The 25,107-nt window shown below is 63.9% G+C and carries 22 protein-coding genes; 14 read left to right on the forward strand and 8 right to left on the reverse strand.

Annotated elements, in window-relative coordinates; genetic code table 11:
* Window positions 1–98: 98 nt before the first annotated feature.
* Genes FB598_RS14100 through FB598_RS14115 form a run of 4 tightly spaced genes read right to left on the reverse strand, consistent with a single transcriptional unit; the run spans window position 99 to window position 3,633 of the window.
* Window positions 99–959 (reverse strand): penicillin-binding protein activator LpoB, encoded by an 861-nt coding sequence (locus FB598_RS14100; RefSeq protein WP_141915631.1) that lies wholly within the window; start codon window positions 957–959, stop codon window positions 99–101.
* A gap of 21 nt (window positions 960–980) precedes the next feature.
* Window positions 981–1,592 (reverse strand): penicillin-binding protein activator LpoB, encoded by a 612-nt coding sequence (lpoB, locus tag FB598_RS14105; RefSeq protein WP_141915629.1) that lies wholly within the window; start codon window positions 1,590–1,592, stop codon window positions 981–983.
* Window positions 1,593–1,632: 40 nt separating this feature from the next.
* Window positions 1,633–2,046 (reverse strand): YcfL family protein, encoded by a 414-nt coding sequence (locus tag FB598_RS14110; protein ID WP_141915626.1) that lies wholly within the window; start codon window positions 2,044–2,046, stop codon window positions 1,633–1,635.
* Between the two features lie 48 nt (window positions 2,047–2,094).
* Window positions 2,095–3,633 carry a COG3014 family protein gene (locus FB598_RS14115; RefSeq protein WP_255464027.1) on the reverse strand — a complete coding sequence of 513 codons (1,539 nt, stop codon included), beginning with the start codon at window positions 3,631–3,633 and terminating at the stop codon, window positions 2,095–2,097.
* Window positions 3,634–3,923: 290 nt separating this feature from the next.
* Here FB598_RS14115 and FB598_RS14120 point away from each other — a divergent pair, with 290 nt between their 5' ends.
* From FB598_RS14120 to FB598_RS14160, 9 genes are all read left to right on the forward strand, one after another.
* Window positions 3,924–5,063 (forward strand): helix-turn-helix transcriptional regulator, encoded by a 1,140-nt coding sequence (locus FB598_RS14120; protein ID WP_141915624.1) that lies wholly within the window; start codon window positions 3,924–3,926, stop codon window positions 5,061–5,063.
* A gap of 102 nt (window positions 5,064–5,165) precedes the next feature.
* A complete protein-coding gene (thrC, locus tag FB598_RS14125; protein ID WP_141915622.1) occupies window positions 5,166–6,626 on the forward strand; it encodes a threonine synthase in 1,461 nt (486 codons plus the stop codon).
* Window positions 6,627–6,780: 154 nt separating this feature from the next.
* Window positions 6,781–8,064 carry a gephyrin-like molybdotransferase Glp gene (gene glp / locus FB598_RS14130; RefSeq protein WP_141915619.1) on the forward strand — a complete coding sequence of 428 codons (1,284 nt, stop codon included), beginning with the start codon at window positions 6,781–6,783 and terminating at the stop codon, window positions 8,062–8,064.
* A complete protein-coding gene (gene moaD, locus FB598_RS14135) occupies window positions 8,061–8,318 on the forward strand; it encodes a molybdopterin converting factor subunit 1 (protein WP_141915617.1) in 258 nt (85 codons plus the stop codon). Before glp ends, moaD begins: the two co-directional genes overlap by 4 nt.
* Before the next feature lies 1 nt (window position 8,319).
* Window positions 8,320–8,952, forward strand: coding sequence for a bifunctional 2-polyprenyl-6-hydroxyphenol methylase/3-demethylubiquinol 3-O-methyltransferase UbiG (locus tag FB598_RS14140; protein WP_141915615.1), 633 nt, complete (start codon window positions 8,320–8,322; stop codon window positions 8,950–8,952).
* 107 nt (window positions 8,953–9,059) lie between these two features.
* Window positions 9,060–10,466, forward strand: a complete 1,407-nt coding sequence (locus FB598_RS14145) for a gluconate:H+ symporter (RefSeq protein ID WP_183405856.1) — start codon at window positions 9,060–9,062, stop codon at window positions 10,464–10,466.
* Window positions 10,467–10,577: 111 nt separating this feature from the next.
* Window positions 10,578–11,030: a molybdopterin synthase catalytic subunit MoaE gene (moaE, locus tag FB598_RS14150; protein WP_141915610.1), complete on the forward strand. Its 453-nt coding sequence runs from the start codon at window positions 10,578–10,580 to the stop codon at window positions 11,028–11,030.
* Between the two features lie 208 nt (window positions 11,031–11,238).
* Entirely contained in the window at window positions 11,239–12,528 is a 1,290-nt protein-coding gene (locus FB598_RS14155) for a type II toxin-antitoxin system HipA family toxin (protein ID WP_141915608.1), read from the forward strand.
* Window positions 12,528–12,818 (forward strand): helix-turn-helix transcriptional regulator, encoded by a 291-nt coding sequence (locus FB598_RS14160; RefSeq protein ID WP_141915606.1) that lies wholly within the window; start codon window positions 12,528–12,530, stop codon window positions 12,816–12,818. The genes FB598_RS14155 and FB598_RS14160 overlap by 1 nt, the downstream gene beginning before the upstream one ends.
* A gap of 270 nt (window positions 12,819–13,088) precedes the next feature.
* Here FB598_RS14160 and FB598_RS14165 read toward each other — a convergent pair whose 3' ends face one another.
* The 4 genes from FB598_RS14165 to FB598_RS14180 all read right to left on the reverse strand — a co-directional run bounded on the left by FB598_RS14165 (window position 13,089) and on the right by FB598_RS14180 (window position 18,084).
* Window positions 13,089–14,075 (reverse strand): HlyD family secretion protein, encoded by a 987-nt coding sequence (locus FB598_RS14165; protein ID WP_141915604.1) that lies wholly within the window; start codon window positions 14,073–14,075, stop codon window positions 13,089–13,091.
* 82 nt (window positions 14,076–14,157) lie between these two features.
* On the reverse strand, window positions 14,158–14,358 hold the full coding sequence (locus FB598_RS14170) for a DUF1656 domain-containing protein (RefSeq protein ID WP_141915601.1): 201 nt from the start codon (window positions 14,356–14,358) through the stop codon (window positions 14,158–14,160).
* Window positions 14,348–16,576, reverse strand: a complete 2,229-nt coding sequence (locus FB598_RS14175) for an FUSC family protein (protein WP_141915599.1) — start codon at window positions 16,574–16,576, stop codon at window positions 14,348–14,350. Before FB598_RS14175 ends, FB598_RS14170 begins: the two co-directional genes overlap by 11 nt.
* On the reverse strand, window positions 16,573–18,084 hold the full coding sequence (locus FB598_RS14180) for an efflux transporter outer membrane subunit (protein WP_141915597.1): 1,512 nt from the start codon (window positions 18,082–18,084) through the stop codon (window positions 16,573–16,575). Before FB598_RS14180 ends, FB598_RS14175 begins: the two co-directional genes overlap by 4 nt.
* 223 nt (window positions 18,085–18,307) lie before the next feature.
* Between FB598_RS14180 and FB598_RS14185 the strand changes: the two genes are divergently transcribed.
* The 5 genes from FB598_RS14185 (at window position 18,308) to rraA (ending at window position 25,058) form a co-directional block, all read left to right on the forward strand.
* Window positions 18,308–19,288, forward strand: coding sequence for a LysR family transcriptional regulator (locus FB598_RS14185; RefSeq protein ID WP_141915595.1), 981 nt, complete (start codon window positions 18,308–18,310; stop codon window positions 19,286–19,288).
* An 84-nt stretch (window positions 19,289–19,372) separates the two neighbouring features.
* A complete protein-coding gene (crcB, locus tag FB598_RS14190; protein ID WP_141915592.1) occupies window positions 19,373–19,747 on the forward strand; it encodes a fluoride efflux transporter CrcB in 375 nt (124 codons plus the stop codon).
* A gap of 123 nt (window positions 19,748–19,870) precedes the next feature.
* Window positions 19,871–22,456: an ATP-dependent chaperone ClpB gene (gene clpB / locus FB598_RS14195; protein WP_141915590.1), complete on the forward strand. Its 2,586-nt coding sequence runs from the start codon at window positions 19,871–19,873 to the stop codon at window positions 22,454–22,456.
* A 387-nt stretch (window positions 22,457–22,843) separates the two neighbouring features.
* The gene (locus tag FB598_RS14200) at window positions 22,844–24,526 is read left to right on the forward strand and encodes a sensor domain-containing diguanylate cyclase (protein ID WP_141916054.1); all 1,683 of its coding nucleotides are present in this window, start codon (window positions 22,844–22,846) and stop codon (window positions 24,524–24,526) included.
* Between the two features lie 40 nt (window positions 24,527–24,566).
* Window positions 24,567–25,058 carry a ribonuclease E activity regulator RraA gene (gene rraA / locus FB598_RS14205; protein WP_141915588.1) on the forward strand — a complete coding sequence of 164 codons (492 nt, stop codon included), beginning with the start codon at window positions 24,567–24,569 and terminating at the stop codon, window positions 25,056–25,058.
* The last annotated feature ends 49 nt before the right edge of the window (window positions 25,059–25,107 follow it).

A 25,107-nucleotide genomic window follows, 5' to 3' on the forward strand; every position in this document is an offset into this window, starting at 1 on the left:
GCGTTGCCGGGCTTTCAAGGGTGGTAACGTTTTATTTCATCTGGCCGGGCGGGATTTGTTTCTTTATGGAAACAAATTGGGCCATCCCGGATGCCTGGTCACTTGAAGACCACGGTGCGCTCTTCCTGTGCAGGCGCATTGGCCGGTCCGGCATTGCGCGCGGCGCGGGAGGCGCGGGTGGATGCGGCAGGGTTGAATTGCGCCTCCATTTCGCTGGCCACGGCATCGCCCAGCGAGCGCGAGACTTCCTGCATGACCTTGCTCTTGTTGAGCGCGATCCGGGTTCCGGCGGCATTGGCCAGGCGCGTGTCCGAACCTTCGCCCATGGCCGAGAAGGCCGCCTTGATCTCATAGGTCCTGGTATTGATCAGCGAGAACTCGCCCACCAGTTCCAGCGCCAGCGAGAACGACACCGCATTCGATCCCTGGATGGGATGGGTCTCCTGGCGGAAGTCGACGTTGTTGATGCTGCCGAACAGCACATAGTCGGCCCCGAGGTAATAGCCTTGCTTGATGCGGGCGATGATGTCGTACAGCTTTTCCGTGTTTTGCTGGGTCCACGGCTTGCCTTGCACCAGGCGGTATGAGCCGGACTTGAGCAGTTCGCCCTTGATGTCGGCGGTAAATTTGCGCAGTTCGCCGCGGCTGATCACGGTGACGCTGCCCGAGGCCGCCACCACCGAACTTTCGCCGCGGCTCGACGAGCGTTCGGACGCCGAGCCCGACGAGCTGTTGGCCGAATCGCGGAACTGCCCGCTGGACGAGGAGCGGTTGTCATGCTTCTCGCGCGCTTCGAAGTATTGGAAATACTCCTTCACCTGCTCTTCATACGACAGGTCGGTGACGGCGATCTTGGGCAGGTTTTGCGCGCCGGCCGTGGGAGCGTCCAGCACGATGCAGGCCAGGCCGCCGATTGCGCAGGCCGCGCGCAAGATGCGCAGGAGGGAGGATGGGTACATGAGCGTTTCCTGAAGCGCCGTTCAGCGGCGCGAAGTCTTGCGGATTTCCTTTTCGTCGGCCCATTCGATGGTGCCGGCCTCGATGTCGGTCATGATCAGGCTGAACTTGTAGTAGACGTCCTTGACGTCGCCGCCGCGCTTGACGATGGAAGTGATGTTGCCTTCGATGCGGTATTGCGCGCCTTGCATCTTGCCGACCTTGGCGGTGGCCGATTTCTTGTACAGGCCGCTGTTGTTCTGGCGGGTCAGCTCGTCGGTCTGGTTCTGCATGGCGTCGATGTCGGTGGCGAAGCGCATGGTGCCGCTCTTGACCAGCTGGGTGCGGATCGAGTCGCTGATGGAACGCGTATCGATGTATTCGCTGGTCTTGTTCTTGACGTCGGCGAAGGTGACCAGCGGCTTGCTCTTGTAACCGCTGGCCGATTGCGCCAGCGAGCGCGCCATCGATTCGGCGATGGTCTGCAGGTCGGTCGAGCCGAATTCGTTGGTCACCTGTTCCACCGCCTTGGCGTCGCCGTACTGGACGTTGCCGCCGACGGTCGGCGTGCCGGGCGTGGCGCAGCCGAACAGGGCGGCGCACAAGGCGCACAGGGCCGTATGGCGAAGCTGGCGGGAGTGGGGGATGGCGTACATGGCGTTTCCTTTTTTGGATGGCGGATAAGAATTCAGCGGGTCATGGGCTGTTGCCGGAAGCGCTGGGCCGGCTCAGCGAACGGTTATCGGTGGCGCTGAACTGGATCTTGAAGTCGCGCGCCCTGGTGGTCGGCGCGACGATCTGCAGCGTCAGTTTTTGCGCGCCGTGCAGCAGCACCGGTTTCCAGGCTTCGTCGTCCCATACCTGGAAGCCGGCGTCATCGAGCCACTGCACCCGGTAATAGGCGCTTTGCGGGGCGGTGTCCTGGTTGGTCAATTCGGCCTGCACCCGCAGCAGACCGTTCTGTTCGCGCATGCGCAAACCGGTGAATTGCAGCGAGGCCGGTTCGCCCATGGTTTCGATCTTGGAGGCGATGGTCTGGCCTGCGGCCGGGGAGCCGAAAAACAGTGCGCAGGATGCTGCCAGCACGATGTTGCGTAAAAAAACTTGCATCTGGATTCTCCGATGTGTCGATGTCGTGATGGCGCTGGCGCAGAGCAGTTATTGGCCGGCCGTGGCCGAGACCGGCACGATCGCCTTCTTCCTGTCGGCGGCGCTGGCCAGGGCCTTTTCCTTGGCCGCCGCCGCGGCTTTGGCGGCATTGTTGGGGGCGGCTTTCTTGCCGGCCTTGGCGACCTTGGCTGGCGGCGTATCCGGGGCGGCCAGGGCCAATGCGGCCTGTTGTTCGTTGAACGGCGTCTGTGCCAGATACAACGCCGGTCCGGAAGTGCGCATGGTCACCACGGCGTAATTGCCGGAGAGCTTCACTTCCCGTGTCAGTTGGCTGGTGCCGGAGAGCAGGCTGATGGTGTGCGCCCCGACCGGCAGCTTGACCCGCGCCACCGAGAAGAAGCCCGGCAGGGTGCGCCAGGTGCGTTCATCGGCCACTTCCGCCACCACCGAGCCGACCTTGGCCGCCAGGCTCAGCAGCGAGCCGAAGGCTCCCATCGAGCCGGCGTTGTCGTCGATGGCTTTCTGGGCGACGCCGCGCGTGATGGCGCGCACCGAGGAGCGCGCAATGATGCCGGGCATCTCGTCGGAGAGCGCCTTGCGCGCCATCTGGTCGACGCTGGTGAGCAGGGCGACCGGCGCGGACTTGCCATCGATGTTGATGGCCGCGGGCACCATCGAGCTATCCGCGGCGCGGATCACCGGCCAGGAAATCGGCGTGGCGATGATGGACAGGCCGCTGCGTCCCGGGATCGGCAGCATGATGGGCAGGGTCATGGAGGAGATGGCCGGGGCGCTGCCCGATTCGATCACGATCAGGGTATCGACCAGCTTGGGCGAGCGGGCGCGCACGCGGCCGTCGAGCCCCTTGAGCCCGTCTTCCAGCACCGGCTCGCCCGGGCGCATCTCGATTGCCTTGCGGTAACCTGCCGCAGCCAGCGAAGGTTCGCCCAGGCTTTCGTAGACGAAGCCGGCCAGGTAGTTGGCGATCGCGGATTCATAGGAATTCTTCAGCGCCTGCACTTGCGGATCGACCAGGGTCTCGACCGGATAACCGCTGAGTTCCTTGAACGAGGTCGTCTTCAGTCCCTTGGACTCGGCGCTGCTTTTGGCTTGTTCCAGCTCCTTGCTGCGGAACTCGGCAATGATGGCCTCGCGTTCATGCATCTTCTTGATCTCGGTGCGCGCCGAATCCCAGTCGCCGATGGCCAGGTGGTCCAGCGCCAGCCGCAGGTTGATGAAGGTCTTTTCGTAGTCGCGGCCATCGTAGCGGCGGGTCGTGTCGTTGAGCACGAAGGAGCCGATGTCGCCGAACAGCTTGGACGGATCGCTCTTGGCCTGTTCTTCCCAGCCGCGCACCTTCTCGTCGGCGGCCAGCCAGCTTTCCTTGCTGGCCTCGTAGGCGCCTTTCATGCGCAGCAGCTCGCCCTTTTCCATGAAGTAGAGCAAGTCCTTGTCCTTGTCGGGATTTTGCTGTTCAAGCGTTTGCAGCGCGAGGTCGGGATTGCCGCCCTGCATGGCGCCGACGGTGCTGCTGGCCTTGTTGTCGTAGCCCTGGGTAGCGCACCCGGCGATGAGTCCGGCTGCCATGGCCCCCGCGCACAGGCGTTTGCCCAAGAACAGGGCCGCCATTGTCCTTTGGCCGTTCGGCTTGATTTGCATGATGAGTTTCTCCCCGGAATTGCCAGCATCCCAGTCGTGCATGTCCCCTGACAGTTGCTCCTGTGAAAAAGCGAGCCGACTGACTGTTTGGCAAGAAAAATTCTAGAGAAATGCAACACAAAAAGCCTCATCCGTTTGAATGAGAAAGTGAAATGTTCTATGCTCGGAAGCGGGAAGGCCAATCAAGTCGCCACAGTGAGCGACATGGGGATAAAACAATGAAAACCGCCAATCAGGAACAGCGGTTCGACCAACTGGTCGGGCTGATTTACGAGTCGGTGCAACATCCCGGGCAGCTGGCGCCGCTCATGGAATCGATATGCGATGAGATCGGCGCGGTCGCCGGGCATTACCTCCACATGGATATGTCGACCCGGGAGGTGTTCAGCTCCGTCATCAGCAATCCCATCTTCAACGCCGCCGATGTCGAATACCGGACTTACTACAACAGCGTCGACGAGCGCCTGCAGTGGGTTGCCGCCGGCGCCGTCGGCGAGTGGCGCGCGGACTACGAGCGCTTCGACGAAAGCTTCGTGCGCCGTAGCGAGATCTATAACGATTTCCTGTTCAAGCACGGCGCGCGCCACATGGTTCTCGGCCGTGTCGGCGGCGAGGGCCTGGACAATGAAGTGCTGTCGTTCCTGCGCCCGGTCGGCGCCGGGCATTACGACGCCGACGATCTCCAGCTGCTGGAACGCATCACCGGGCACATGATCCGTTCCTCCGTGCTGCGGCGGCGCCTGCGCGCCCTGGAAAGCCAGCAGCAGGCCGACCAGGCCCTGCTGAAATACTTTCCCTACGGTACGGTGTGGGTCGATGCCGCCTGCCGCGTGGCGTCGTTCAACAACGTGGCGGCAGACATGCTGGCCGGCGCCGACGGCATCTGCGTGAAGGCGCAACGCTTGCGCCTGGCCGACCCCGGCGCCGATGCCATGCTGGTTGCCGCCGTCAGCCAGGCCACCGGCGCTGAAGGCCGGCGCGGGCAATGGTTTGCCGCCCGCCGCGAGCGGGGCGGGCAGCCGCTGGTGGTGTCGGTCATTCCGGCGCAACCGGACCGCCAGGCCGGTTTTGCCGATGACAGCGGGCCGCTGGCCCTGGTGATCCTGCAGGACATGGGCCGGCAGCAGCTGCCGCGCAGCGCCATATTGCGCAAGATGTTCGGCCTGACCCCGGCCGAAGCCCGCCTGGCCGAAGCGCTGCTCGATAACGACACCATCGAGAGCTATGCGCAAAAAGCCGATGTCAGCCGCAATACGGTGCGCACCCATATGGCCAGCCTGTTCTCCAAGACCGGCACGCGGCGCCAGGCGGAACTCCTGCGCATCCTGATGATGGCCGAACCGCCGATCCGTATCTGATGGCCTGCCGGCGGCAAAAGTGAGCGCGGCAGTGGCGGGACGCTATAATGAGCGACTTCTCCGATTCCCCCGCATTCACGCATCCTGCAGCCATCACACGTCATGCAATACGTCTCTACCCGCGGTCACTCTGCCACTCCTTCCTTTTCCGAAATCCTGCTGGGCGGCCTGGCGCCGGACGGCGGCCTGTACCTGCCGTCGCAATACCCGCAGGTAAGCGGCGCCGAGCTGGACCAATGGCGCAAGCTGTCCTATGCCGACCTGGCCTTCGAGGTGCTGAAGAAGTTCGCCACCGACATTCCCGAGGCCGACCTCAAGGCCCTGGCGCACAAGACCTATACCGCCGACGTCTACCGCAATACCCGCGCCGGCGAAGACGCATCGCAGATCACCCCGCTGCGCACGCTGGAAGACCAGGACGGCAAGAAGCTGGTGCTGCAAGGCTTGTCCAACGGCCCGACCCTGGCCTTCAAGGACATGGCCATGCAATTGCTGGGCAACCTGTTCGAATACGCGCTGGCCAGGAAGGGCGCCGAACTCAACATCGTCGGCGCCACCTCGGGCGACACCGGCAGCGCCGCTGAATACGCCATGCGCGGCAAGCGCGGCATCCGCGTGTTCATGCTGTCGCCGCACAGGAAGATGAGCGCCTTCCAGGCCGCGCAGATGTTCAGCCTGCAGGACCCCAACATCTTCAACATCGCCATCGAAGGCGTGTTCGACGACTGCCAGGACATCGTCAAGGCGATTTCCAACGACCTGGAATACAAGGCCGCCAAGAAGATCGGCACCGTCAATTCGATCAACTGGGCGCGCGTGGTCGCGCAGGTGGTGTACTACTTCCGCGGCTACCTAGCGGCGACCGCCTCCAATGAGCAGAAGGTCTCGTTCACGGTGCCGTCGGGCAACTTCGGCAACATCTGCGCCGGCCACATCGCGCGCATGATGGGGCTGCCGATCGACAAGCTGGTGGTGGCCACCAACGAGAACGACGTGCTCGACGAGTTCTTCCGCACCGGCGTCTACCGCGTGCGCAAGTCGGCCGAGACTTACCACACCAGCAGCCCCAGCATGGACATCAGCAAGGCCTCGAACTTCGAGCGCTTCATCTACGACCTGCTGGGCCGCGACAGCGACCGCGTCAAGGCGCTGTTCCACAAGGTCGAGAGCGCCGGCGGCTTCGACCTGACCGGCAAGCCGGGCAGCGACGGCAACGAATTCGCCAGCGTGATCAAGTACGGTTTCGCCTCCGGGAAATCGACCCACGCCGACCGCCTGGACACCATCCGTTTCGCCGAAAAGAATTACGGCATCACGGTCGACACCCACACCGCCGACGGCATCAAGGTGGCGCGCGAGAACCTCGCGCCGGGAGTGACCATGATCGTGCTGGAAACCGCGCTGCCGGCCAAGTTCAACGAAACCATCCGCGAAGCGCTGGGCCGCGACGCCGACCGTCCGGCCGGGTTCGAGAACATCGAGGCGCTGCCGCAGCGTTTCGAAGTGATGCCGGCCGACGCCGTCAAGGTCAAGAGTTTCGTGGCGCAGCACACCGGCCTGTAAGTTGCATCGATATGCCGGACGCCGCCCGGACCCTCAAGTCCGTGCGGCGTTTTTCATGCGCAAGGTGTAATACTGATTCGCTGTGCCGATTGCATTAAAATGGCAGATCGCTATATCCGCACGGAATCAGCGAAAACCAGATAACAGGCCAGACATGCAAGCCAATACTTCTCTACCGAATCCAAGCGACAAAGCGGCGGCGCCGTCGCGCCCACCGCTACAAAGCGTGGCGCAGGCATTGAATACCTTGCTCGACGCCGCCGTGCCGGTGCAAGGCAGCCAGACCATCTCCACGCTCGACGCCTGCGGCCGTGTGCTGGCGGCCCCGGTACAGGCGCACATCAACGTGCCGGGCATGGACAATTCGCAGATGGACGGCTATGCCGTGCGCGCCGCCGACTGCGCTTCGGGCCAGGCCCGCTTGCGCGTGTCGCAACGCATTCCCGCCGGCCATGTCGGCCAGCCGCTGCAAGCCGGCACCGCCGCACGCATCTTCACCGGCGCGATGATGCCCGCAGGCGCGGATGCGGTGGTCATGCAGGAGGCCTGTGACACCGAGGGCGAATACGTCATCGTGCGCCACGTCCCGCAGCAGGGCGAATGGGTGCGCACCATCGGTGAAGATATCCGCCAGGGCAGCACCATCCTTGAAGCCGGCACCCGCTTGCGCCCGCAGGAGCTGGGTTTGGCGGCCTCGGTGGGGCAGGCCGAACTCTCCGTGCGGCGCCGCTTGCGCGTGGCGGTATTTTTCACCGGCGATGAGTTGGCCATGCCGGGCCAGCCGCTGAAGCCCGGCGCCATCTATAACTCCAACCGTTTCCTGCTGCGCGGCCTGCTGGAGAAACTGGGCTGCGAGATCACCGACTACGGCATCGTCCCGGACAACCTCGACGCCACCCGCAAGACGCTGCGCGAGGCGGCGCAGCAGCATGACCTGATCATCACCAGCGGCGGCGTGTCGGTGGGCGAGGAAGACCACGTCAGGCCGGCGGTGGAAGCGGAAGGCCGCATCAACATGTGGCAGATCGCCATGAAGCCGGGCAAGCCGCTGGCCTTTGGCGAAGTGAACCGCCAGACGGCGCAAGAGGGGCGCGCCTTCTTCATCGGCCTGCCGGGCAACCCGGTATCGTCCTTTGTCACCTTCCTGGTCTTTGTGCGGCCCTTCCTGTTGTGCTTGCAGGGTTTGCCGCGCGCAGCCGTGCTGCCGCAGGCGCTGGCCATGCGCGCCGATTTCGCCTGGCCCAAGGCCGACCGCCGCCAGGAATTCCTGCGCGTGCGCCGCAACGCCAATGGCGGGCTCGACCTGTTTCCCAGCCAGGGCTCCAACGTGCTGACCTCGACCGTGTGGGCCGATGGCGTGGTCGACAATCCTGCCGGCAAGACCATTGCCGTGGGGGACATGGTCTCCTTCATTTCTTTCCAGGATTTGCTGTCATGAAAATCGAACTGCGTTTCTTCGCCAGCGTGCGCGAAGCACTCCAGACCACGCAGGAAGTCATCGAACTGCCGGCCAGCGTCAAGACCATCGGCGACGTGCGCGCCTTCCTGATCGGGCGTGGCGGTATCTGGGCCGAAGTGCTGGGGCCGGAAAAGAATTTGCGCATGGCTTACGACCATGTGATGGCCGAAGCCGATACCGAGATCGTCGATGGCGGCGAGGTGGCCTTCTTCCCGCCGGTCACGGGGGGCTGACATGCCCGCGAAGGACGATGCCTCGGCCGGCACGCTCGAACATTACAGCCGTAATGCCGAGGGGTTTCGCGCAGGCACCTGGGAGCACGACGTCAGCCAGAACATCGGCGCCTTGCTGGATGCGCTGGCGATGCGCCCCGGCATCGCCGGCCATGGGCCGTTCTCCATCCTCGACTTCGGTTGCGGCCCGGGGCGCGATTTGCTCACCTTGTCGAAGCTGGGGCATGAAGCGGTAGGCCTGGACGGCACGGAGGAATTCGTGTGCATGGCGCGCCAGGCTTCCGGCTGCGAGGTCTTGTGCCAGGATTTCGTGAAGCTCGATTTGCCGGCGCAGCGCTTCGACGGCATTTTCGCCAATGCTTCGCTGTTTCATGTGCCATCGGCCGACCTGCCGCGTGTGCTGGCGCAACTGCGCGAAACGCTGAAGGAAGGGGGCATTTTGTTCAGTTCCAATCCGCGCGGCGACGATGAGGAAGGCTGGAGCGGCGAACGCTATGGCGTGTGGCATAGCCTGGAGGGCTGGCGCCGCTACCTGCTGGCTGCAGGATTTGCCGAATTGCGGCATTATTACCGCCCTGACGGTTTGCCGCGCGAGCAGCAACCGTGGCTGGCCAGCGTCTGGCAAAAGACCTGATCTGACCGGCGATCCGCTGCAAGCGGGCCACGATCCGTTTTTTGGGAGGAGACAGGGCATGCGCCAAACATGCCTGTTCGAGGGGATGCACAAGACATCGTCCAGCGATGCGCATTCATCCACACCTGAAGAAGGAACCCGTCGTGATATCAACCCAATTGGCCGCCTGGGCGGCCCAGGATACCCAGCTGTTGCTGGTCACCCTGCTGGCGCTGGTCGCCATCGTGGTGCTGATCAGTTTTCTCAGCATCGCTCCCTTTCTCTCCATCCTGATCGGCACCTTCGTGGCCGGCATCGGCGCCGGCCTGCCGCTGGAAGACATTGCCAAGGCATTCAGCAAGGGCGCCGGCAGCATCCTCGGTGAAGCCGGCATCATCATTGCGCTGGGCGCCATGCTGGGCGCGCTGATGGCCGATTCCGGCGCGGCCGACAAGATCGTCACTACCTTGCTGCGCTACGCGCGCGGCCGCACCATCCCCTGGATGATGGCGGCGGTGGCGCTGGTGATCGGCTTGCCGCTGTTCTTCGAAGTGGGCCTGGTGATGATGGCGCCGATCATCTTCGTGATGGCGCGCCGCTCCGGCCTGCCGATCATGCGCGTGGCCATTCCCGCGCTGGCCGGCATGACCACGCTGCACGCCTTGTTGCCCCCGCACCCGGGGCCGTTGATCGCGGTGAGCGCGCTGCATGCCGACCTTGGCACCACCATGTTGCTGGGCTTGCTGGTGGCGATACCGGCGGTGATCATCGCCGGCCCCCTGTATGGCAACTTCCTGGCGCCGCGCCTGAACGTGGTCGAGCCGGACCAGATCGGCAAGCTGTTCGCCGGGCGCGAGCAGAAATCGCAGCCCGGTTTCGTGCCGGCGCTGGTCACCATCCTGTTGCCGGTGGCGCTGATGCTGGGCCGCACCGTGGCGCGCATCTGGGTCACGCCCAAGACCGGGCTGTATGAGATGCTGAACTTCTTCGGTGAGCCCATCATTGCGCTGACCGTCACGGTCCTGTTCGCCGTGGTGGTGCTGGGCTGGGGCCAGGGCACCAGCCGCTTCGATGTCGGCGCCACCTTGCGCAAGGCGCTGCCGCCGATCGCCGGCCTGCTGCTGACCATCGGCGCCGGCGGCGGCCTGAAGCAGGCGCTGCTGAGCGCTGGCATCAGCGACACCATCACCAAGATCGCAACCGGCACCCATGTGCCGCTGATCCTGCTGGCCTGGATCATCGCCGTGGCGCTGCGCCAGGCGACCGGCTCGGCCACGGTGGCCACCACCGCCACCGCCGGCATCGTGGCGCCGCTGGTGGCGGGCCTCTCGGCTACCCACAATTCGCTGATGGCGCTGGCCATCGGCGCCGGTTCGGTATTCTTCTGCCACGTCAATGACGCCGGTTTCTGGATGGTCAAGGAATACTTCGGCCTGAACCTGAAGCAGACGCTGGCGACCTGGTCGGTGATCCAGACCCTGGTGTCGGTGATCGGCCTGGGCATGACGTTGCTGTTGTGGGGCATACTGGTCTAAGCCGGTTCGGCCGGGGCCTGGCGCAAGCCGGGCTCCGCGTCGTTTGCGTCGCTTTCGCGCCCGCCGGCGCTGTTAGAATCTGTCGCTGCACTTCACTTTATTTCCGCTGCCATGCCCGTTCGCGTCCAGACCGCCGATTTCGATCTTTCCACCGAAGTGGCGCAACTGCGCCTGGCCAATCCCAAGGTCGGCGCGGTGGTGAGCTTCGTCGGTACCGTGCGCGACCTGAATGAGGGCGCGGAAGTGTCCGGGATGGAGCTGGAACATTACCCCGAGATGACTGGGCGCGCGCTGGAGCAGATCGTGGCACAAGCCAGGGAGCGCTGGCCGATCTTCGATGCGCTGGTGATCCATCGCGTCGGCCCCATGCAGCCGCTGGAGCAGATCGTGCTGGTGGCCGTGACTGCGCGCCATCGGGGCGAAGCTTTCGCCGCCTGTGAATTCATCATGGATTACCTCAAGACCCGGGCGCCGTTCTGGAAGAAGGAGCAGACGCCGGACGGCGCGCGCTGGGTCGACGCGCGCGAAAGCGATGACGCCGCATTGGGCAAGTGGGATAACTGACGCCGGGATAACGCGCCATCATTGGCGCCGCCGTGATGGCGCACAAGCTTTATCCTCATCCTCCATTTAGAGGCCGAGACGCGCACGGTGCGGTGACCGGGCTTGGTTTTTGTCCGCGTGCTCGGAAGGAAGTAATCTACAATATTTACACATTAAACCATCATTATTAATAAGAATTTATTTTTATTAATGATATTATGATGTGTATATGGATACTTCCTGCACACTCCAGCTCTTCCTCGCCGGACGCTGGCACGATGCTGCCGCACTGTCGCTGATAGGGGAGCCCGCTCGTGGAATGGCCTGCGCGACTTATCTTGCCTACACCACCGAGCACGCCATGGCTTATCAGCAGCGGGTGGATGCGGCCGCCTTGTCGGTCAATCTGCCGGTGGATTTCACCGACCATAGCGGCGACGCCTGGCCGCCTTTCCTGATCGACCTGTTGCCCCAGGGGCATGGCAGGGGGGAGTTGCTCAAGCAACTGGGTTTGGATGGACGAGCCGAGGCCTCGGCCGACTGGCCGCTGCTGTGCGCCGGCGCAGGCAATCCGATCGGCAATCTGCGCGTGCTGGAAGCCCATGAGTGGGTGCAAGCGCGCAGTGGCAACAAGTTGCGCGGTTTCACCGCAGATGAGATCGCCTCCCGTTCGGAAGACTTCAACGAATACCTGGCGCAGCATGGGTTGTTCCTCGCCGGCTCGTCCGGCGTCCAGGGCGAATGGCCGAAGATCCTGCTCACGCGCGGCGACGACGGGTTGTATTACCTTGACCATGCGTTACCCGACGAGCTGGCACGGCAGCATTTCATCGTCAAGTTCGGCCGCGGCCAGGATGAGGCCCTGGCCGACATCTTGCGTTTGGAGGCGCCCTATATGCATCTGGCACGCAGGCTGGGGCTTAAAGTACATGGCGAACTCGTCTTGCGTGGGCGGGCATTGTTCATTCCGCGCTTCGACCGTGAAGTGGTTGCTGGAGCAGTGCTGCGCCATGCGCAGGAAAGCATCGCTGCGCTATGCGGTGTCAGCGGCTTCGGCGCCATTCCTTCGCACAATACCGTGTGCACGCGGCTGGGGCAGGTGGCGACCGATCCGCTGAGCGAGGTGGCCGAGTACATCAGGCGCGATATTGCCAATATCGTCTTGCGCAACAAGGACAATCACGCACGCAATACCGCCATCTGGCGCAAGGCCGATGGCAGCATAGGCCTGACGCCGCTGTTCGACTTCGCCCCGATGTGGCTGCACCCGGACGGCATCGCCCGGCGCATGCGCTGGGAGGCAGATGACGGCGGTTCGCCGCAATGGGCCAGCGCGATTGATCAAGCGGCACAAGCCGCGCAGCTTGACCGCGATCTGCTGGTGCAGCGTGTGCGGCCGATGGCGGCGCCGCTGGCAAGTTTGCTCGATGACGCCCGCGCCCTCGGTATTGAGGAAAAATTTTTGACTCCGCTGGCGGCGACCGTCAACCAGGTCGTGCTGCAATTGGAGGCGCTGTAATGGACAAGCGATTCAAACCGCTGACGCCAGTCGAGCAATTAGCTGAGCGCAAGGCATTGGCCGATGAGTTGGCGGCCGACCCGACGCTACCGGTGCCGGCCGTCATCCGCAAGATCCGCGCTGCGCTGCGGCTGACGATTGCCGAATATGCCCGCTTGTGCGGCGTATCGGCACGTACCTTGCAAGATATCGAAAGAGGCGAGTCCAGCCCCACATTGGCCACGGCGGAAAAGCTGCTTAAACCGATGGGCTTGACGGTCGGGGCGGTGAGTCAAAAACGCTCCGCTTGAAGGGGTAATGCCGTTCAGTTAATCCGAAATTTCCCCGTCGCCCTGACGAAGGTCAGGGTCCAGCGTCGCGTCATTCGTCATTCAACGGCCATTGAGGCACAACGAAAGACACAGGATCCCGGCCTTCGCCGGGATGACGATTTGCAGATGGAAGGCTTAACTGAACAGCATTACGCTTGAAGGGGGGATGCCTGCGATGCAGGGCGTACGAAAAAAGCGGGCGGATGAGAAATCATCCGCCCGCTTTTTATTGCCCGGACATGCCGGAACTCAGCTCTTGGGCGCCGGCGCAGCCTGTTCCTGCTGCTTGCCGCTGCCCGGTTCCAGCACCACGGTGCAAGTCAGGCCGGAAGCCAGCAGCACGTCTTTCGGCACTTCGTCCAGATGGATGCGCACCGGAATGCGCTGGGCCAGGCGCACCCAGTTGAAGGTCGGATTGACGTCGGCGATCAGCTCGCGGCTTTGCGGATTGTCGCGGTCGTAGATACCGCGCGCGATGCTGTCGACGTGGCCGGAGAGGGTGGCGCCGTTGATCAGCTGGATTTTGGCCTTGTCGCCCACCGACAGCAGCGGCAGCTTGGTTTCTTCAAAGTAGGCGTAGACCCAGAAGGAATGGCTGTCGATCACCGCGATCTTGGCCGCGCCGGCGGTGGCATAGTCGCCGCGGCGCACGTTCAGGTTGGTGATGTAGCCGTCTACCGGCGAGAACACCTTGGTGCGTTCCAGGTTCAGCCTGGCGGTGTCGCGCTGGGCGATGGCCGCCTGGTACTGCGCCTGGGCCGACTGGAATTGCGCTTGCGCGGCCTGGAACTGGGCTTCGGATGCGGCGACCTGGGTGCCGGCGTCTTCGCGCGCCTCGCGCGAGACTACCAGCGCATCCATGTCGGCGCGGCGGCGGGCCTGGGCGCGGCGCATGTTCAGCTCGGCGCGGCGCGCGTCGACATCGGCGCGGCGCACGTCGAGGTCGGACTTGCGCGCGGCCACGGCGGCATCGGCCTGCTGGAGCGCCAACTGGTAGCGCGCCGGGTCGATTTCCATCAGCAGGTCGCCTTTCTTGACCAGCTGGTTGTCGCGCACCGGCAGCCCGACCACCTGGCCGGAGACGTCCGGCGCGATGTTGACCACATCGGCGCGCACGCGGCCGTCGCGGGTCCACGGCGAGACCATGTAATGCTGCCATAGCGTCCAGGCGAGGAAGATGGCCAGCAGGAAAATCAGCAGGGTGATGGCGAGGCGAAAAATCGATTTGACCGACATGATGAACTACTCCTGAATGTTTCTTTATCTTTTCGTATTGCGTGTTTGTTATTGATTGGCGCGGCAGGCGTTGGATACGCAGCTAGGCATACACGTATAGCCCCATCAACGCGGCGAAGCAGACGAACATGCTCACGCGGAACAGCGCCGGATGCCAGACCAGGTTGTACAGGCCGATGCGTACCAGGATGCGGTCGACCACGAAGGCCACGGCGCCGGCCGCAATCGCCAGCAGCAACAGCGTGGGGATGTAGGCGTCGAAAAAGGAAATCTCACGTGGCATGGCGGGCTCCGGAATGCGAGGTGTTGGCCGCGCCGTCGCGCATGGTGTGCAGCGGCGATTGCTGGTCCAGCAGGGCGGTGCGGATGAAATGCAGGTAGCTCAGCGTACGCTGCAGGCGGTGGCGTTCGCTGCGTTCGCGGTAGTGCGGGCCGATGGCTTGCTGGACCTGGGCGATGGCGTGGTCGTTGGCGGCCAGGGCGTTGGCGAAGGTATCGGGGTCGGGGCTGCCGAACAGCGCCGGGATGGTTTCGCGCAGGCGGTTCAGCGCGGCATAGGCCTGGGCCGACAGCAGGTCGGGGCGCTCGGTGCGGATGCCGTTGAGTTCGGTGCGCAGCTCGATGATGGCGTGGCCCACTTCCAGCGTGGCGAACATCCAGCCGAATGCATTCTGGCGCAGCGCCGGGCGGCTGCTGGTGAGCATGGTGATCTGGTGCATCAGGTCGCGGGTGCCGCTTTCGAATTTCAGCGCCAGGTGGCCGAGCTTGCCGAAACAGGCATCCACGACTTGCTTGCGCAGCTGTTTTTCCAGCACGCGCACGGTCCAGTCGGTGGTCGGCGGCAGCAGCAGCATGAAGGAGACGGCGGTGACGATGAGCGACACCAGCAAGGCGACCGATTCGTTGAGATAGCCGGCGGCGTTGAAGCGCGCGAAATTGTCCGGCACCGCGAGGAAGGGGAAGAAAATGCAGATCCCCAGGCCATAGCCGGCCCATTTCGGTTTGGTGGTCAGCCACACGGCCAGCATCAGCACGGGGGTGAGCATCGCCGCCAGCATCCAGTAGCCGTCGGCGCGCGGCAGCAGGTGGAAGGTATAGACGTAGCCGGCAATGGCCGCGAACACCACGCCGATGGTGACCGTGCGCGTGGCCTTGGCCGGGTCGGGCGCGGCCGAGGTGATGGCGCAGAAGGCGGCGGCATTGAGCGCGGCCACGTCGCCGCTGGGCCAGCCGCTGGCGAGCCAGAAGGCCGACAGCAGCAGCAGCGTGACGGCGGCGCGGGCGCCGGCGATCAGCGCGGTGGTCATGCTGGTCTTGGAGGCGTAGGCATGCTCCCATTGCTCGCGCTCATGGCGGCGCGGGTTGAGCGACGCATAGGTCAGGGTGTAGGCGTGCAGTTCTTCGATGACGCGGTACAGCAGTTCCGAAGCGGTGTCGAAGTCCAGCATGGTGCTATCGCTGTCGATTTGCAGCGCATTGCGGGTGGCGCGCACGCGGCGCGGCAGTTCGCGCTTGTAGGTTTCCAGCTTCAGTGCGGCGTCGGCGGCGTCCACCGCGCTCATCACCGGTTCGCCGCCGGTGCGGGTCAGCAGCGGCTGCACCTCCTTGAAATAGGGGGAAATGGCGTCGATGACGACTTGCGCGCTGGGGGCGGTATTGGCATGCAAGCGGTTCATCAACTGGTGCAGCGCATGCACGCGGGTCGACAGCGCCATGAACTCGCTGTTCATGCGCGTGAGGCGGCCGCTGCGCAGGCGGATTTCGGGATCTTCGAAGATGGCCGAGCTGCGCAGCGCTTCCAGTCCGATGATGTCGCCCACGAAGCGGGCATTGGCGGCTTCCAACTGCTTGCGCTCGCTGGTGCCGCCCAGGGTGGCGCCGATCAGGTCGACGAAGGCGGTGAAGCGGCCGCGGATGATGCGCACTAGCCCCGGGGCGCTGGCTTGCGGAAACACCAGCGCGCTGACCAGGCCGGCGCACACGATGCCCACGGTAATTTCGGTGACGCGGGTCATGACCGAATCGAAAGTGATGCCGGGATTGAGCGCGGCCGGCAGGCCGATCAGGGCCACCGTATAGCCCGACAGCACAAAGCCGTAGGAGCGGAAATTGCGATTGTGCGCCGAGCCCACGGTGCACAGGCCGATCCATAAGGCGGAGGCGATCAGGAACAGCTCAGGCGTCTGCGCGAACAGGCCCACGAGCACCACCACGGCGACCGAGCCGACCAGGGTGCCGATCACGCGGTAGAAGCTCTTGGCCAGGATCATGCCGCTTTGCGGCTGCATCACGATGAACACCGTGATCAGCGCCGAGCGCGGCGATTCGAGGTCGAGCCCATAGCCGATGCCCAGCGCCAGCAGGCCGGCGAACACCATCTTGAAGACGTAGATCCAGGTCGGCCGCTCGTTGTGCCACCAGTCGCTGGCGGCTTCGCGCAGTTGCGCCCTGAAGGACGGGCGTGGTGTTGCGGCTGCGGCCGCGTTGGCGGGCTGGTTCATTTTGCGGCGGCCTTGAGGGTGCGGCTGCTGGCGATCCCGGCAGCGGCTTCGGTTTCAGTTCCAGGCGCGGCCGCCGGTTCCAGGCCGCCGCCCAGGGCTGCGGTCAGCGCGGCATAGGCGGCCAGGTGCCGGGCCTGCAACTGTTGCACGATCTGTTGCTGGCGCAGCCATTGGGTCTGCGCTTGCAGCACGTTGAGGTAATCGGTCAGGCCGCGCTGGTAGGCGCGGGTGGCGATGTCGACATTCTTTTGCGCGGCGGCGACCGATTCGCCCGCCTGCTGTTGCTGGCGGGCCACCGATTGCAGCGTCACGACCTGGTCGGAGATCGACTTCAAGGCCTGCGACAGCAGGGCGTTGTAATGCTCGACTTCGATGTCGTAGCCGGCGGTGGTGGCGCCCAGTTGGCCGCGCAGGCGGCCGCCTTCGAAGATCGGCAGCGAGATCGCCGGCCCGTAGGTGGTTTGCCAGTTTTTCATGCTGAGGAAAGACAGCATGCCGCCGCCGGCAGCGGCCGGGCCGATGCCGGCCAACAGGTTGAGGTTGGGGTAGAAGGCGGCCTTGGCCACCGCGATGCCGCGGACCGCGGCTTCCACGCGCCAGCGCGCGGCGCTGATGTCGGGACGGCGGCCGACCAGTTCTGCCGGCAGCGCGCTGGGCAGGCCGATGGCCGTGTGCAGCGCCAGCACCGGCCGGGCGATGCGGTCGCCGGCGCCCGGGCCTTCGCCCAGCAGGGCGGCCAGCTGGTTGCGCACCAGCGCAATGCTCTCATGCAAGGCTTCGATCTGGCGGCGGGTTTCCGGCAGCGGGGATTCGGCCTGGGTGATTTCCAGTTGGGTGCCGATGCCGCCGGTGAAGCGGCGATGCGCCAGGTCGAGGATCTTCTGTTCTTCCTTGAGCATGGCTTCGGTGTTGTCCAGCAAGCCGTATTGCAGCGCCAACTGGACATAGGTGCGCACCACGTTGCTTTCCAGGTCGAGCTGGGCGGCGCGGGCATCGGCGGCGACCGCGTGCAGTTCATCCTGGGCGCGCTCGGTGGCGTTCTTGTTGCGATCCCACAGGTCGACGTTGTAGGTCAGGCCCAGGGTGGCGGTGTTGTTCCAGGTCAGCTTGTCGCGGAAGCTGGCGCCGTAATAGACGTTGTCGGACCAGTCCTTGCGGCCGATGGCGGCATCCAGTTGCGCGCTGGGCAATTCGCCGGCATGCGCTACCATCGCCATCGACTGTGCCTGGCGTACGCGGGCCGCGGCAATGGCCATGCTGGGGTTGCCGGCGACGGCTTTTTGCACCAGGGCGTCGAGTTGCGGGTCGTTATAGGCCTGCCACCATGCGTGTTGCGGCCAGCCGGCTTCGGCGCCGGCCTGGCCGATGGCCTGTCCGGCGTCGAAGGTGGCGGTGTCGCGGACTTGCGCTTGCGGCCTGATGCCTCCCTGGTCGGCGCAGCCGGCGATTGTCAACGCTAGCGCAATGACGGTCAGGGCAGGCAAATGATGGTGGAAGAGGCGGCGCATGAAATTACCCCAAAATATGCAAATATCAGATGATATGTATTATATTTTGTAATTATCTTGGGAAAAATTCGACAATTCGCAATTATTTGTCTTATAAATTGAAATAATTGACTAACTGTTTTAGGTAACAATGCTGTCATCCGCCAGTCCGGAAAAGCGAGTTTGCTGAGTGGACGACTCCGATGAGCTTATCCGAGAACTGGCCACAGCATAGAGAAAGAGTATGGATACCCTGCAAAACATGCGCGTGTTCGTGCGCGTGGTCGATGCCGGCAGTTTTACCGCTGCGGCCCAGCAGATGGAGTTGACCACTGCCCATGTGTCGCGCGCCGTGGCAGACCTGGAGCGGCACCTGCGCACCCGCCTGCTGAACCGCACTACCCGCCGCATTGCCTTGACCGAGGCCGGGGAGCGCTATCTGCTGCGTTGCCAGCAGATCATCTCCTATGTCGAGGAAGCCGAAGCCGAGGCCGGCGCCGCCTATGTGAAGCCGTCCGGGCGTTTGCGCATCCATGCGATGACCAGTTTCGGCCAGCGTTATGTGATCCCGGCCATTTCCGGCTACCAGAAGCGCTATCCCGACGTGGCGGTGGAGCTGACCCTGGCCCAGCGCATTCCCGACATGCTGGAAGAGGGCTATGACGTCTCGCTGGTGCTGGCGCGCGAGTTGCCGGATTCGGGCCTGATTTTCCGCCAGTTGGGCAGCACCTTCAGCATGTTGTGCGCCTCGCCTGCCTATATCGACAAGCATGGCATGCCGCAAAAGCCGGCCGATCTGCTGAATTACACCTGCCTGCAACTGGTCAGCCCGGTCTCGCCGCTGGATGAGTGGATCATCGAAGGGCCGGAAGGCCAGGACATGATCGCCGTCAAGAGCAAGTTCCAGGTCAACGTGGCCGAGGCCATGCTGGCAAGCGTCCGCGAAGGCATGGGCATCGGCGTGCTGCCGATCTATTCGGCGGTGGATCCGCTGCGCGCCGGCACCATCGTGCGCGTGCTGCCGCAGCATCGCATGCAGCACATGGGCGTCTATGCGTTGTACCCGTCGCGCCAGTACCTCGATGCCAAGATCAGTACCTGGGTCGACTGGATGCACGAGAGCGTGGACAAGGCCTTGCAGGAAGACCATCAGGCGCTCGAGCGCATCGGTTCGCTGCGTGAAGAAATGCAGGGGATCGCTACCGCCCGGGAACATACCCCCTGAGAGGGGCGGAGGACAGGGATGGAATGGCCGGGACGATTGCAGTTTCTGGCATCATCGCAGCGACGGACAAGACAAGGAGGCAGCATGGGATGGTTGGCGGTAGGCGCGGGAGCGACATTGGGGGCATGGCTGCGCTGGCGGCTCTCGGCGGTGTATAACGTGGGCGGCCATCTGGTGCCGATCGGCACGCTGGCGGTCAACTGGATCGGCGGTTATGCGATCGGCTTTTTGGTCGCCTGTTTCGAGCAGCATCCCGGCCTGTCGCCGGAATGGCGCCTGTTCGCCATTACGGGCTTCCTCGGCGGCCTGACCACCTTTTCGACGTTCTCGGCAGAGGCCATGATCCTGCTGCAGCGGGGCGACTATCTCTGGGCCATCGGCCATTCGGCGCTGCACTTGCTCGGCTCCATCGCGTTGTGCGTTGCCGGCTTTGCAACTTATCGCGCGTTGGCCGGATAACGCGCGACGGGAGGGCATCGGGTGTGGCGGGCATGATGCAAATCAAATTTCCGTGCCGGGCACTTTGCTTGAAAATCAAATGTCCGGCCCAATTTTCATTACATTGAAAAATTGGAGCGAACCATGCGTCTCGACAAACTCACCACAAAATTGCAGGAAGCGCTGGCCGACGCGCAATCCCAGGCGGTCGGCCACGATAACCAATACATTGAACCGGTGCACCTCGTCATCGCCCTGCTGAGCCAGGACGACGGCGGCGCGCGCTCGCTGTTGCAGCGCGCGGGCGTGAACGTGAACGGCCTGTCCGCCGCCTTGCAGGGCGCCTTGCAGCGCCTGCCGCAAGTCTCGGGCAACGGCGGCGAAGTGCAGATCGGCCGCGAACTGGTGGCCTTGCTGAACCTGGCCGACAAGGAAGCGCAAAAGCATGGCGACCAGTTCGTCGCCAGCGAAATGGTGCTGCTCGGCCTGGTGGACGACAAGTCCGATGCCGGCCGCGCCGCGCGCGAGAACGGCCTCACCCGCAAGTCGCTGGAAGCCGCCATCAAGGCCGTGCGCGGCGGCGCTTCGGTGTCGTCGCAGCAGGACGAGGGCCAGCGCGAAGCGTTGAAGAAATACACGCTGGACCTGACCGAGCGCGCCCGCGCCGGCAAGCTCGACCCGGTGATCGGCCGCGACGACGAGATCCGCCGCGCCATCCAGGTGCTGCAGCGGCGCAGCAAGAACAACCCGGTGCTGATCGGCGAGCCGGGCGTGGGCAAGACCGCCATCGTCGAAGGCCTGGCGCAACGTATCGTCAACGGCGAAGTGCCGGACAGCCTGAAGTCCAAGCGCGTGCTGTCGCTGGACATGGCGGCGCTGCTGGCCGGCGCCAAGTACCGCGGCGAATTCGAGGAACGCTTGAAAGCGGTCCTGAAAGAGATCGCCCAGGACGAAGGCCAGACCATCGTCTTCATCGACGAGCTGCACACCATGGTCGGCGCCGGCAAGGCCGAAGGCGCGATGGATGCCGGCAACATGTTGAAGCCGGCATTGGCGCGCGGCGAGCTGCATTGCGTGGGCGCCACCACGCTGGACGAATACCGCCAGTACATCGAGAAGGATGCCGCGCTGGAGCGCCGCTTCCAGAAGATACTGGTCGACGAGCCGAGCGTGGAGGCGACCATCGCCATCCTGCGCGGCCTGCAGGAAAAGTACGAGGTGCACCACGGCGTGGACATCACCGACCCGGCTATCGTGGCCGCGGCCGAATTGTCGCACCGCTACATCACCGACCGTTTCCTGCCGGACAAGGCGATCGACCTGATCGACGAAGCCGCCGCCAAGATCAAGATCGAGATCGACTCCAAGCCGGAAGTCATGGACAAGCTCGACCGCCGCCTGATCCAGTTGAAGATCGAGCGCGAAGCGGTCAAGCGCGAGAAGGACGAGGCTTCGCAGAAGCGCCTGCAACTGATCGAGGAAGAGATCGAAAAGCTGGAGCGCGAGTACGCCGACCTGGAAGAGACCTGGAAGGCCGAGAAGTCGACCGCCCAGGGCGGCCAGCAACTCAAGGAAGAGATCGAGAAGGTTCGCCTGCAGATGGAAGAGGCCACCCGCAAGAGCGACTGGCAGCGGGTGTCCGAGCTGAAGTACGGCAAGCTGGCCGAACTGGAAGCGGCGCTGGAAGTGCAGAACAAGAAGGATGCCGCGGGCGTCGCGGCCGAAAAGCCGAAGCTGGTGCGTACGCAAGTGGGCGCCGAGGAAATCGCCGAGATCGTGGCGCGCGCCACCGGCATCCCGGTGTCGCGCATGATGCAAGGCGAGCGCGAGAAACTGCTGCACATGGAAGACGTGCTGCATGAGCGCGTGGTGGGCCAGGACGAGGCGATCGTGGCCGTGTCCGATGCCATCCGCCGTTCGCGCGCCGGCCTGGGCGACCCCGGCAAGCCGTATGGTTCGTTCATGTTCCTGGGCCCCACCGGCGTGGGCAAGACCGAGCTGTGCAAGGCGCTGGCGTCTTACCTGTTCGACACCGAAGAGGCGATGATCCGCATCGACATGAGCGAGTTCATGGAGAAGCATTCGGTGGCCCGCCTGATCGGCGCGCCGCCGGGCTACGTGGGTTACGAGGAAGGCGGCTACCTGACCGAGGCCGTGCGCCGCAAACCGTACAGCGTGATCTTGCTCGACGAGATCGAGAAGGCCCATCCGGACGTCTTCAACGTGCTGCTGCAGGTGCTGGACGACGGCCGCATGACCGATGGCCAGGGCCGTACCGTGGACTTCAAGAACACGGTGATCGTGATGACCTCGAACCTGGGTTCGCACCGGATCCAATCGATGGAAGAGAGCGACCCGGCGCTGGTGAAGCTGGCGGTGATGGCCGAGGTGCGCACGCACTTCCGTCCGGAGTTCATCAACCGGGTGGACGAGATCGTGGTGTTCCATGCGCTCGACGAGAAGAACATCGGCGCCATCGCCAAGATCCAGTTGCGCATCCTGGAAGAGCGCCTGGCCAAGCTGGAGATCGGCTTGCAGATCAGCGATGCCGGCCTGCAGAAGATCGCCGAGGCCGGGTTCGATCCGGTGTATGGCGCGCGGCCGCTGAAGCGGGCGATCCAGCAGGAGATCGAAAACCCGCTGTCCAGGGAAATCCTGGCCGGCAAGTTCGGCCCGAAGGACGTGGTGCACGTGGACGCGCGCAACGGCCAACTGGTGTTCGCCAAGTAATTCCGCAAGCGGGGCGAGGCGCGGCGGCAGCGTTTTGCGCCGCCGTGCCGGTCCGGTTGGAAGCCGATTGCGCTTTGGGGCGCAATCGGCTTTTTTCGTGGTTTTTTGGAGGGGCGCCGCCGCCATTCTTGCTGTTGTTTCCGGGGAAACCCCGGCCGGATACGCAATGCATCCATTCGGCAATGCCTGTTGCCGGGCTTTTGGCATACAATGGTTGCTCAATCGAAAGAACTGGTGCAGTGCGCCGCAATGCCGGCCACAGCAGTTGGCAATGCGTACCAGCGGGGGAATTATGCGAAAGATAATTGGCGGCCAGAGTCCGCGAAGGGATCGATCCTGAGGCAATCGTCTTTGCAGCGGCTTTTCATCTTGCCGTTCATCTTCCTGATGGTTTGCCTGGCGCTGACGATAGGCTGGTTCCTGTATCGCGCCGGGAACGATGCCACCGAAGTCCTCGCGCGCAATGCGCTGATGGAGGTGATGGGACGCGTCGGCCAGGCCATCGACCGCCAGACCCTGAGCGCGCGCGAGAGCCTCAATATGGTGGCGCCGCCGCCGGTGCCGCCCGTCAACCCCGGCGACCAGCCGGCCGTATTGCCATTTCCGAAAGACCGCAAGCAGCTGGAAGAACGGCTGTGGCTGGCCAATTTCCTGTTCAGCGATCCCAGCTACGTTTATTTCGGCGGCGTCGACGGCAGCTTCCTCGGCATCAAGCAGGAAAGCGCCAGCGTGTTCAGGTACAGCATCCGCGAGCCGGAAGGGAAGGATTACGTCTATTACCTGCGCGGTCCCGGCACCGAGATGAAGCTGGCCGCGGTGCAGGATTACGAGCCGCGCAAGCGGCCCTGGTACATCCAGACGGTGGCGCGCGGACGCGAGACCTGGTCTTCGGTGTATGCCGATTTCCGCGAGAAGTTTTTGGGCATCAATCTCTCCAAGCCGGTTTTCGATACCGACGGCACTTTCCTGGGCGTGGCCAACAGCAGCATCGGCTTGAGCCAGCTCACCACCTTTTTGCAGCAGTTGCCCTTGAGCGCCAATGGCGTGGCTTTCGTCGCCGAGCTTAAAGGCGACATGGTCGCCACTTCCCTCAACGAAACGCTGCACGAGATCAAGGGCAACGCCGGCGAGATGGTGCGCCTGAACGCCCGGCAAAGCCAGTCGCCGCTGGTGCAGCAGGCTTTCGATGAGGTACGGAAGTACATGGAGGTGCATCGCCTCGTGCCGGGTCAACTGGTGTTTCTGGGCGCGCACAGCCAGGGCAGCAAGATCGAGGTAGCCGTCCGCTTGCATCACGACGATGCCGGCCTGGACTGGTTGGCCATCAGCGCTGCGCCGCGTTCGGATTTCCTCGGTTCGGTGACCGGCGGCGTCTATCAGACCCTGCTGTTGGGACTGGTGGCGGTGTGCCTGACTTTCGTGATCGGCTTCGCGTTGTTGCGCTGGGTGTTGCGCGACATCCGCAAACTGACGCTGGCGGCCAAGAGCATCGGCAACGGCAGCCCGTTCCCCCCTCTTAACATCAATCGCGACGACGAGATCGGGCAACTGGCGCTCAGTTTCCAGGAAATGGAGCGCAACCTGCGCACCGACCGCCTCACCAACGTGCTCAACCGCGACTCGCTGATCGCGCAGATCGAGTTCCGCCGCCGTAATTCGTCGGAGGCCAATCCGCTGCATTTTGCGATGCTGTTCATCGACCTCGACCGCTTCAAGGCGGTCAATGACGAATATGGCCACGACGAGGGCGACAAGGTGCTGGTCGTGATCGCCGAGCGCCTGCAGCATGCCTTGCGCCATGACGACTCGGTGGCCCGTTTTGGCGGCGACGAGTTCGTGGTGTATTTGCACGGCGTCAGCGAGATCGAGGTGGCGCGCACGATTGCCGACAAGATCCGCCATGCCGTCAACCGCCCCATCGAAGGGCGGGACGGCAACCAGTACACGGTGGACGCATCGGTGGGCGTGTCGTTGTATCCCGAAGACGGCCTGGATGTGGAAACTCTGCTGCGCATGGCCGACTCGCGCATGTTCGACCAGAAGCGCCTGCATCGCATGCTGTCGGTATGATGCCGTATTGCCCGTAACACACACCATCACGGAGACCACCATGAGCTTTGCCACCTGCGACCTGTGCGATAACAATGAAGACAAGCTGGCGGCTGGCGCCTTGCATGTGCTGCCGCCCATCTTCGCTTCGTTCGGCAAGCAACATGCCTTTGCCGGCCCGGCCAGGACGCTCAAGGTGTTCGAAGACAACGTGCTGGTGCGCGCCGCGCTGGAAACGCCGGGGGATGGCCATGTCCTGGTGGTGGATGGCGGCGGCAGCTTGCGCTGCGCGCTGGTGGGCGGCAACCTCGGCATGCTGGCGCAGAAGAACGGCTGGGCCGGCATCCTGGTCAATGGTTGCGTGCGCGACGCCGCCGAGCTCAACGCCTGCGATATCGGCATCCGGGCGCTGGCCACGCATCCGCAACGCAGCTTCCGCAAAGGGGCAGGCGACGCCGGCCTCAAGGTCAGCATCGCCGGCGTGGCGGTGTATCCGGGCGACTGGATTTATGCGGACGTGGATGGCGTACTGGTGTCGCGCACCCAACTGTGACGCGGGCATGGCATCGGCGGCCGGCGGCAGCGGCCTGCCGGATGCGGCG

It is taken from the genome of Herbaspirillum sp. SJZ106, from assembly GCF_006715495.1.
Classification (GTDB): Bacteria; Pseudomonadota; Gammaproteobacteria; order Burkholderiales; family Burkholderiaceae_D; genus Herbaspirillum.

Bases quoted from the DNA above. Each gene is read 5' to 3' on its own strand.
- FB598_RS14145 (WP_183405856.1), top strand. From the start codon at position 9,060: ATGCGCATTCATCCACACCTGAAGAAGGAACCCGTCGTGATATCAACC.
- FB598_RS14120 (WP_141915624.1), top strand. From the start codon at position 3,924: ATGAAAACCGCCAATCAGGAACAGCGGTTCGACCAACTGGTCGGGCTG.
- glp (WP_141915619.1), top strand. From the start codon at position 6,781: ATGCAAGCCAATACTTCTCTACCGAATCCAAGCGACAAAGCGGCGGCG.
- crcB (WP_141915592.1), top strand. From the start codon at position 19,373: ATGGGATGGTTGGCGGTAGGCGCGGGAGCGACATTGGGGGCATGGCTG.
- FB598_RS14100 (WP_141915631.1), bottom strand. From the start codon at position 959: ATGTACCCATCCTCCCTCCTGCGCATCTTGCGCGCGGCCTGCGCAATC.
- FB598_RS14155 (WP_141915608.1), top strand. From the start codon at position 11,239: ATGGATACTTCCTGCACACTCCAGCTCTTCCTCGCCGGACGCTGGCAC.
- FB598_RS14115 (WP_255464027.1), bottom strand. From the start codon at position 3,633: ATGGCAGCCGGACTCATCGCCGGGTGCGCTACCCAGGGCTACGACAAC.
- lpoB (WP_141915629.1), bottom strand. From the start codon at position 1,592: ATGTACGCCATCCCCCACTCCCGCCAGCTTCGCCATACGGCCCTGTGC.
- FB598_RS14185 (WP_141915595.1), top strand. From the start codon at position 18,308: ATGGATACCCTGCAAAACATGCGCGTGTTCGTGCGCGTGGTCGATGCC.
- FB598_RS14170 (WP_141915601.1), bottom strand. From the start codon at position 14,358: ATGCCACGTGAGATTTCCTTTTTCGACGCCTACATCCCCACGCTGTTG.
- moaE (WP_141915610.1), top strand. From the start codon at position 10,578: ATGCCCGTTCGCGTCCAGACCGCCGATTTCGATCTTTCCACCGAAGTG.
- FB598_RS14165 (WP_141915604.1), bottom strand. From the start codon at position 14,075: ATGTCGGTCAAATCGATTTTTCGCCTCGCCATCACCCTGCTGATTTTC.
- FB598_RS14175 (WP_141915599.1), bottom strand. From the start codon at position 16,576: ATGAACCAGCCCGCCAACGCGGCCGCAGCCGCAACACCACGCCCGTCC.
- FB598_RS14160 (WP_141915606.1), top strand. From the start codon at position 12,528: ATGGACAAGCGATTCAAACCGCTGACGCCAGTCGAGCAATTAGCTGAG.
- FB598_RS14140 (WP_141915615.1), top strand. From the start codon at position 8,320: ATGCCCGCGAAGGACGATGCCTCGGCCGGCACGCTCGAACATTACAGC.
- FB598_RS14180 (WP_141915597.1), bottom strand. From the start codon at position 18,084: ATGCGCCGCCTCTTCCACCATCATTTGCCTGCCCTGACCGTCATTGCG.
- moaD (WP_141915617.1), top strand. From the start codon at position 8,061: ATGAAAATCGAACTGCGTTTCTTCGCCAGCGTGCGCGAAGCACTCCAG.
- FB598_RS14110 (WP_141915626.1), bottom strand. From the start codon at position 2,046: ATGCAAGTTTTTTTACGCAACATCGTGCTGGCAGCATCCTGCGCACTG.
- thrC (WP_141915622.1), top strand. From the start codon at position 5,166: ATGCAATACGTCTCTACCCGCGGTCACTCTGCCACTCCTTCCTTTTCC.
- FB598_RS14200 (WP_141916054.1), top strand. From the start codon at position 22,844: ATGGTTTGCCTGGCGCTGACGATAGGCTGGTTCCTGTATCGCGCCGGG.
- clpB (WP_141915590.1), top strand. From the start codon at position 19,871: ATGCGTCTCGACAAACTCACCACAAAATTGCAGGAAGCGCTGGCCGAC.
- rraA (WP_141915588.1), top strand. From the start codon at position 24,567: ATGAGCTTTGCCACCTGCGACCTGTGCGATAACAATGAAGACAAGCTG.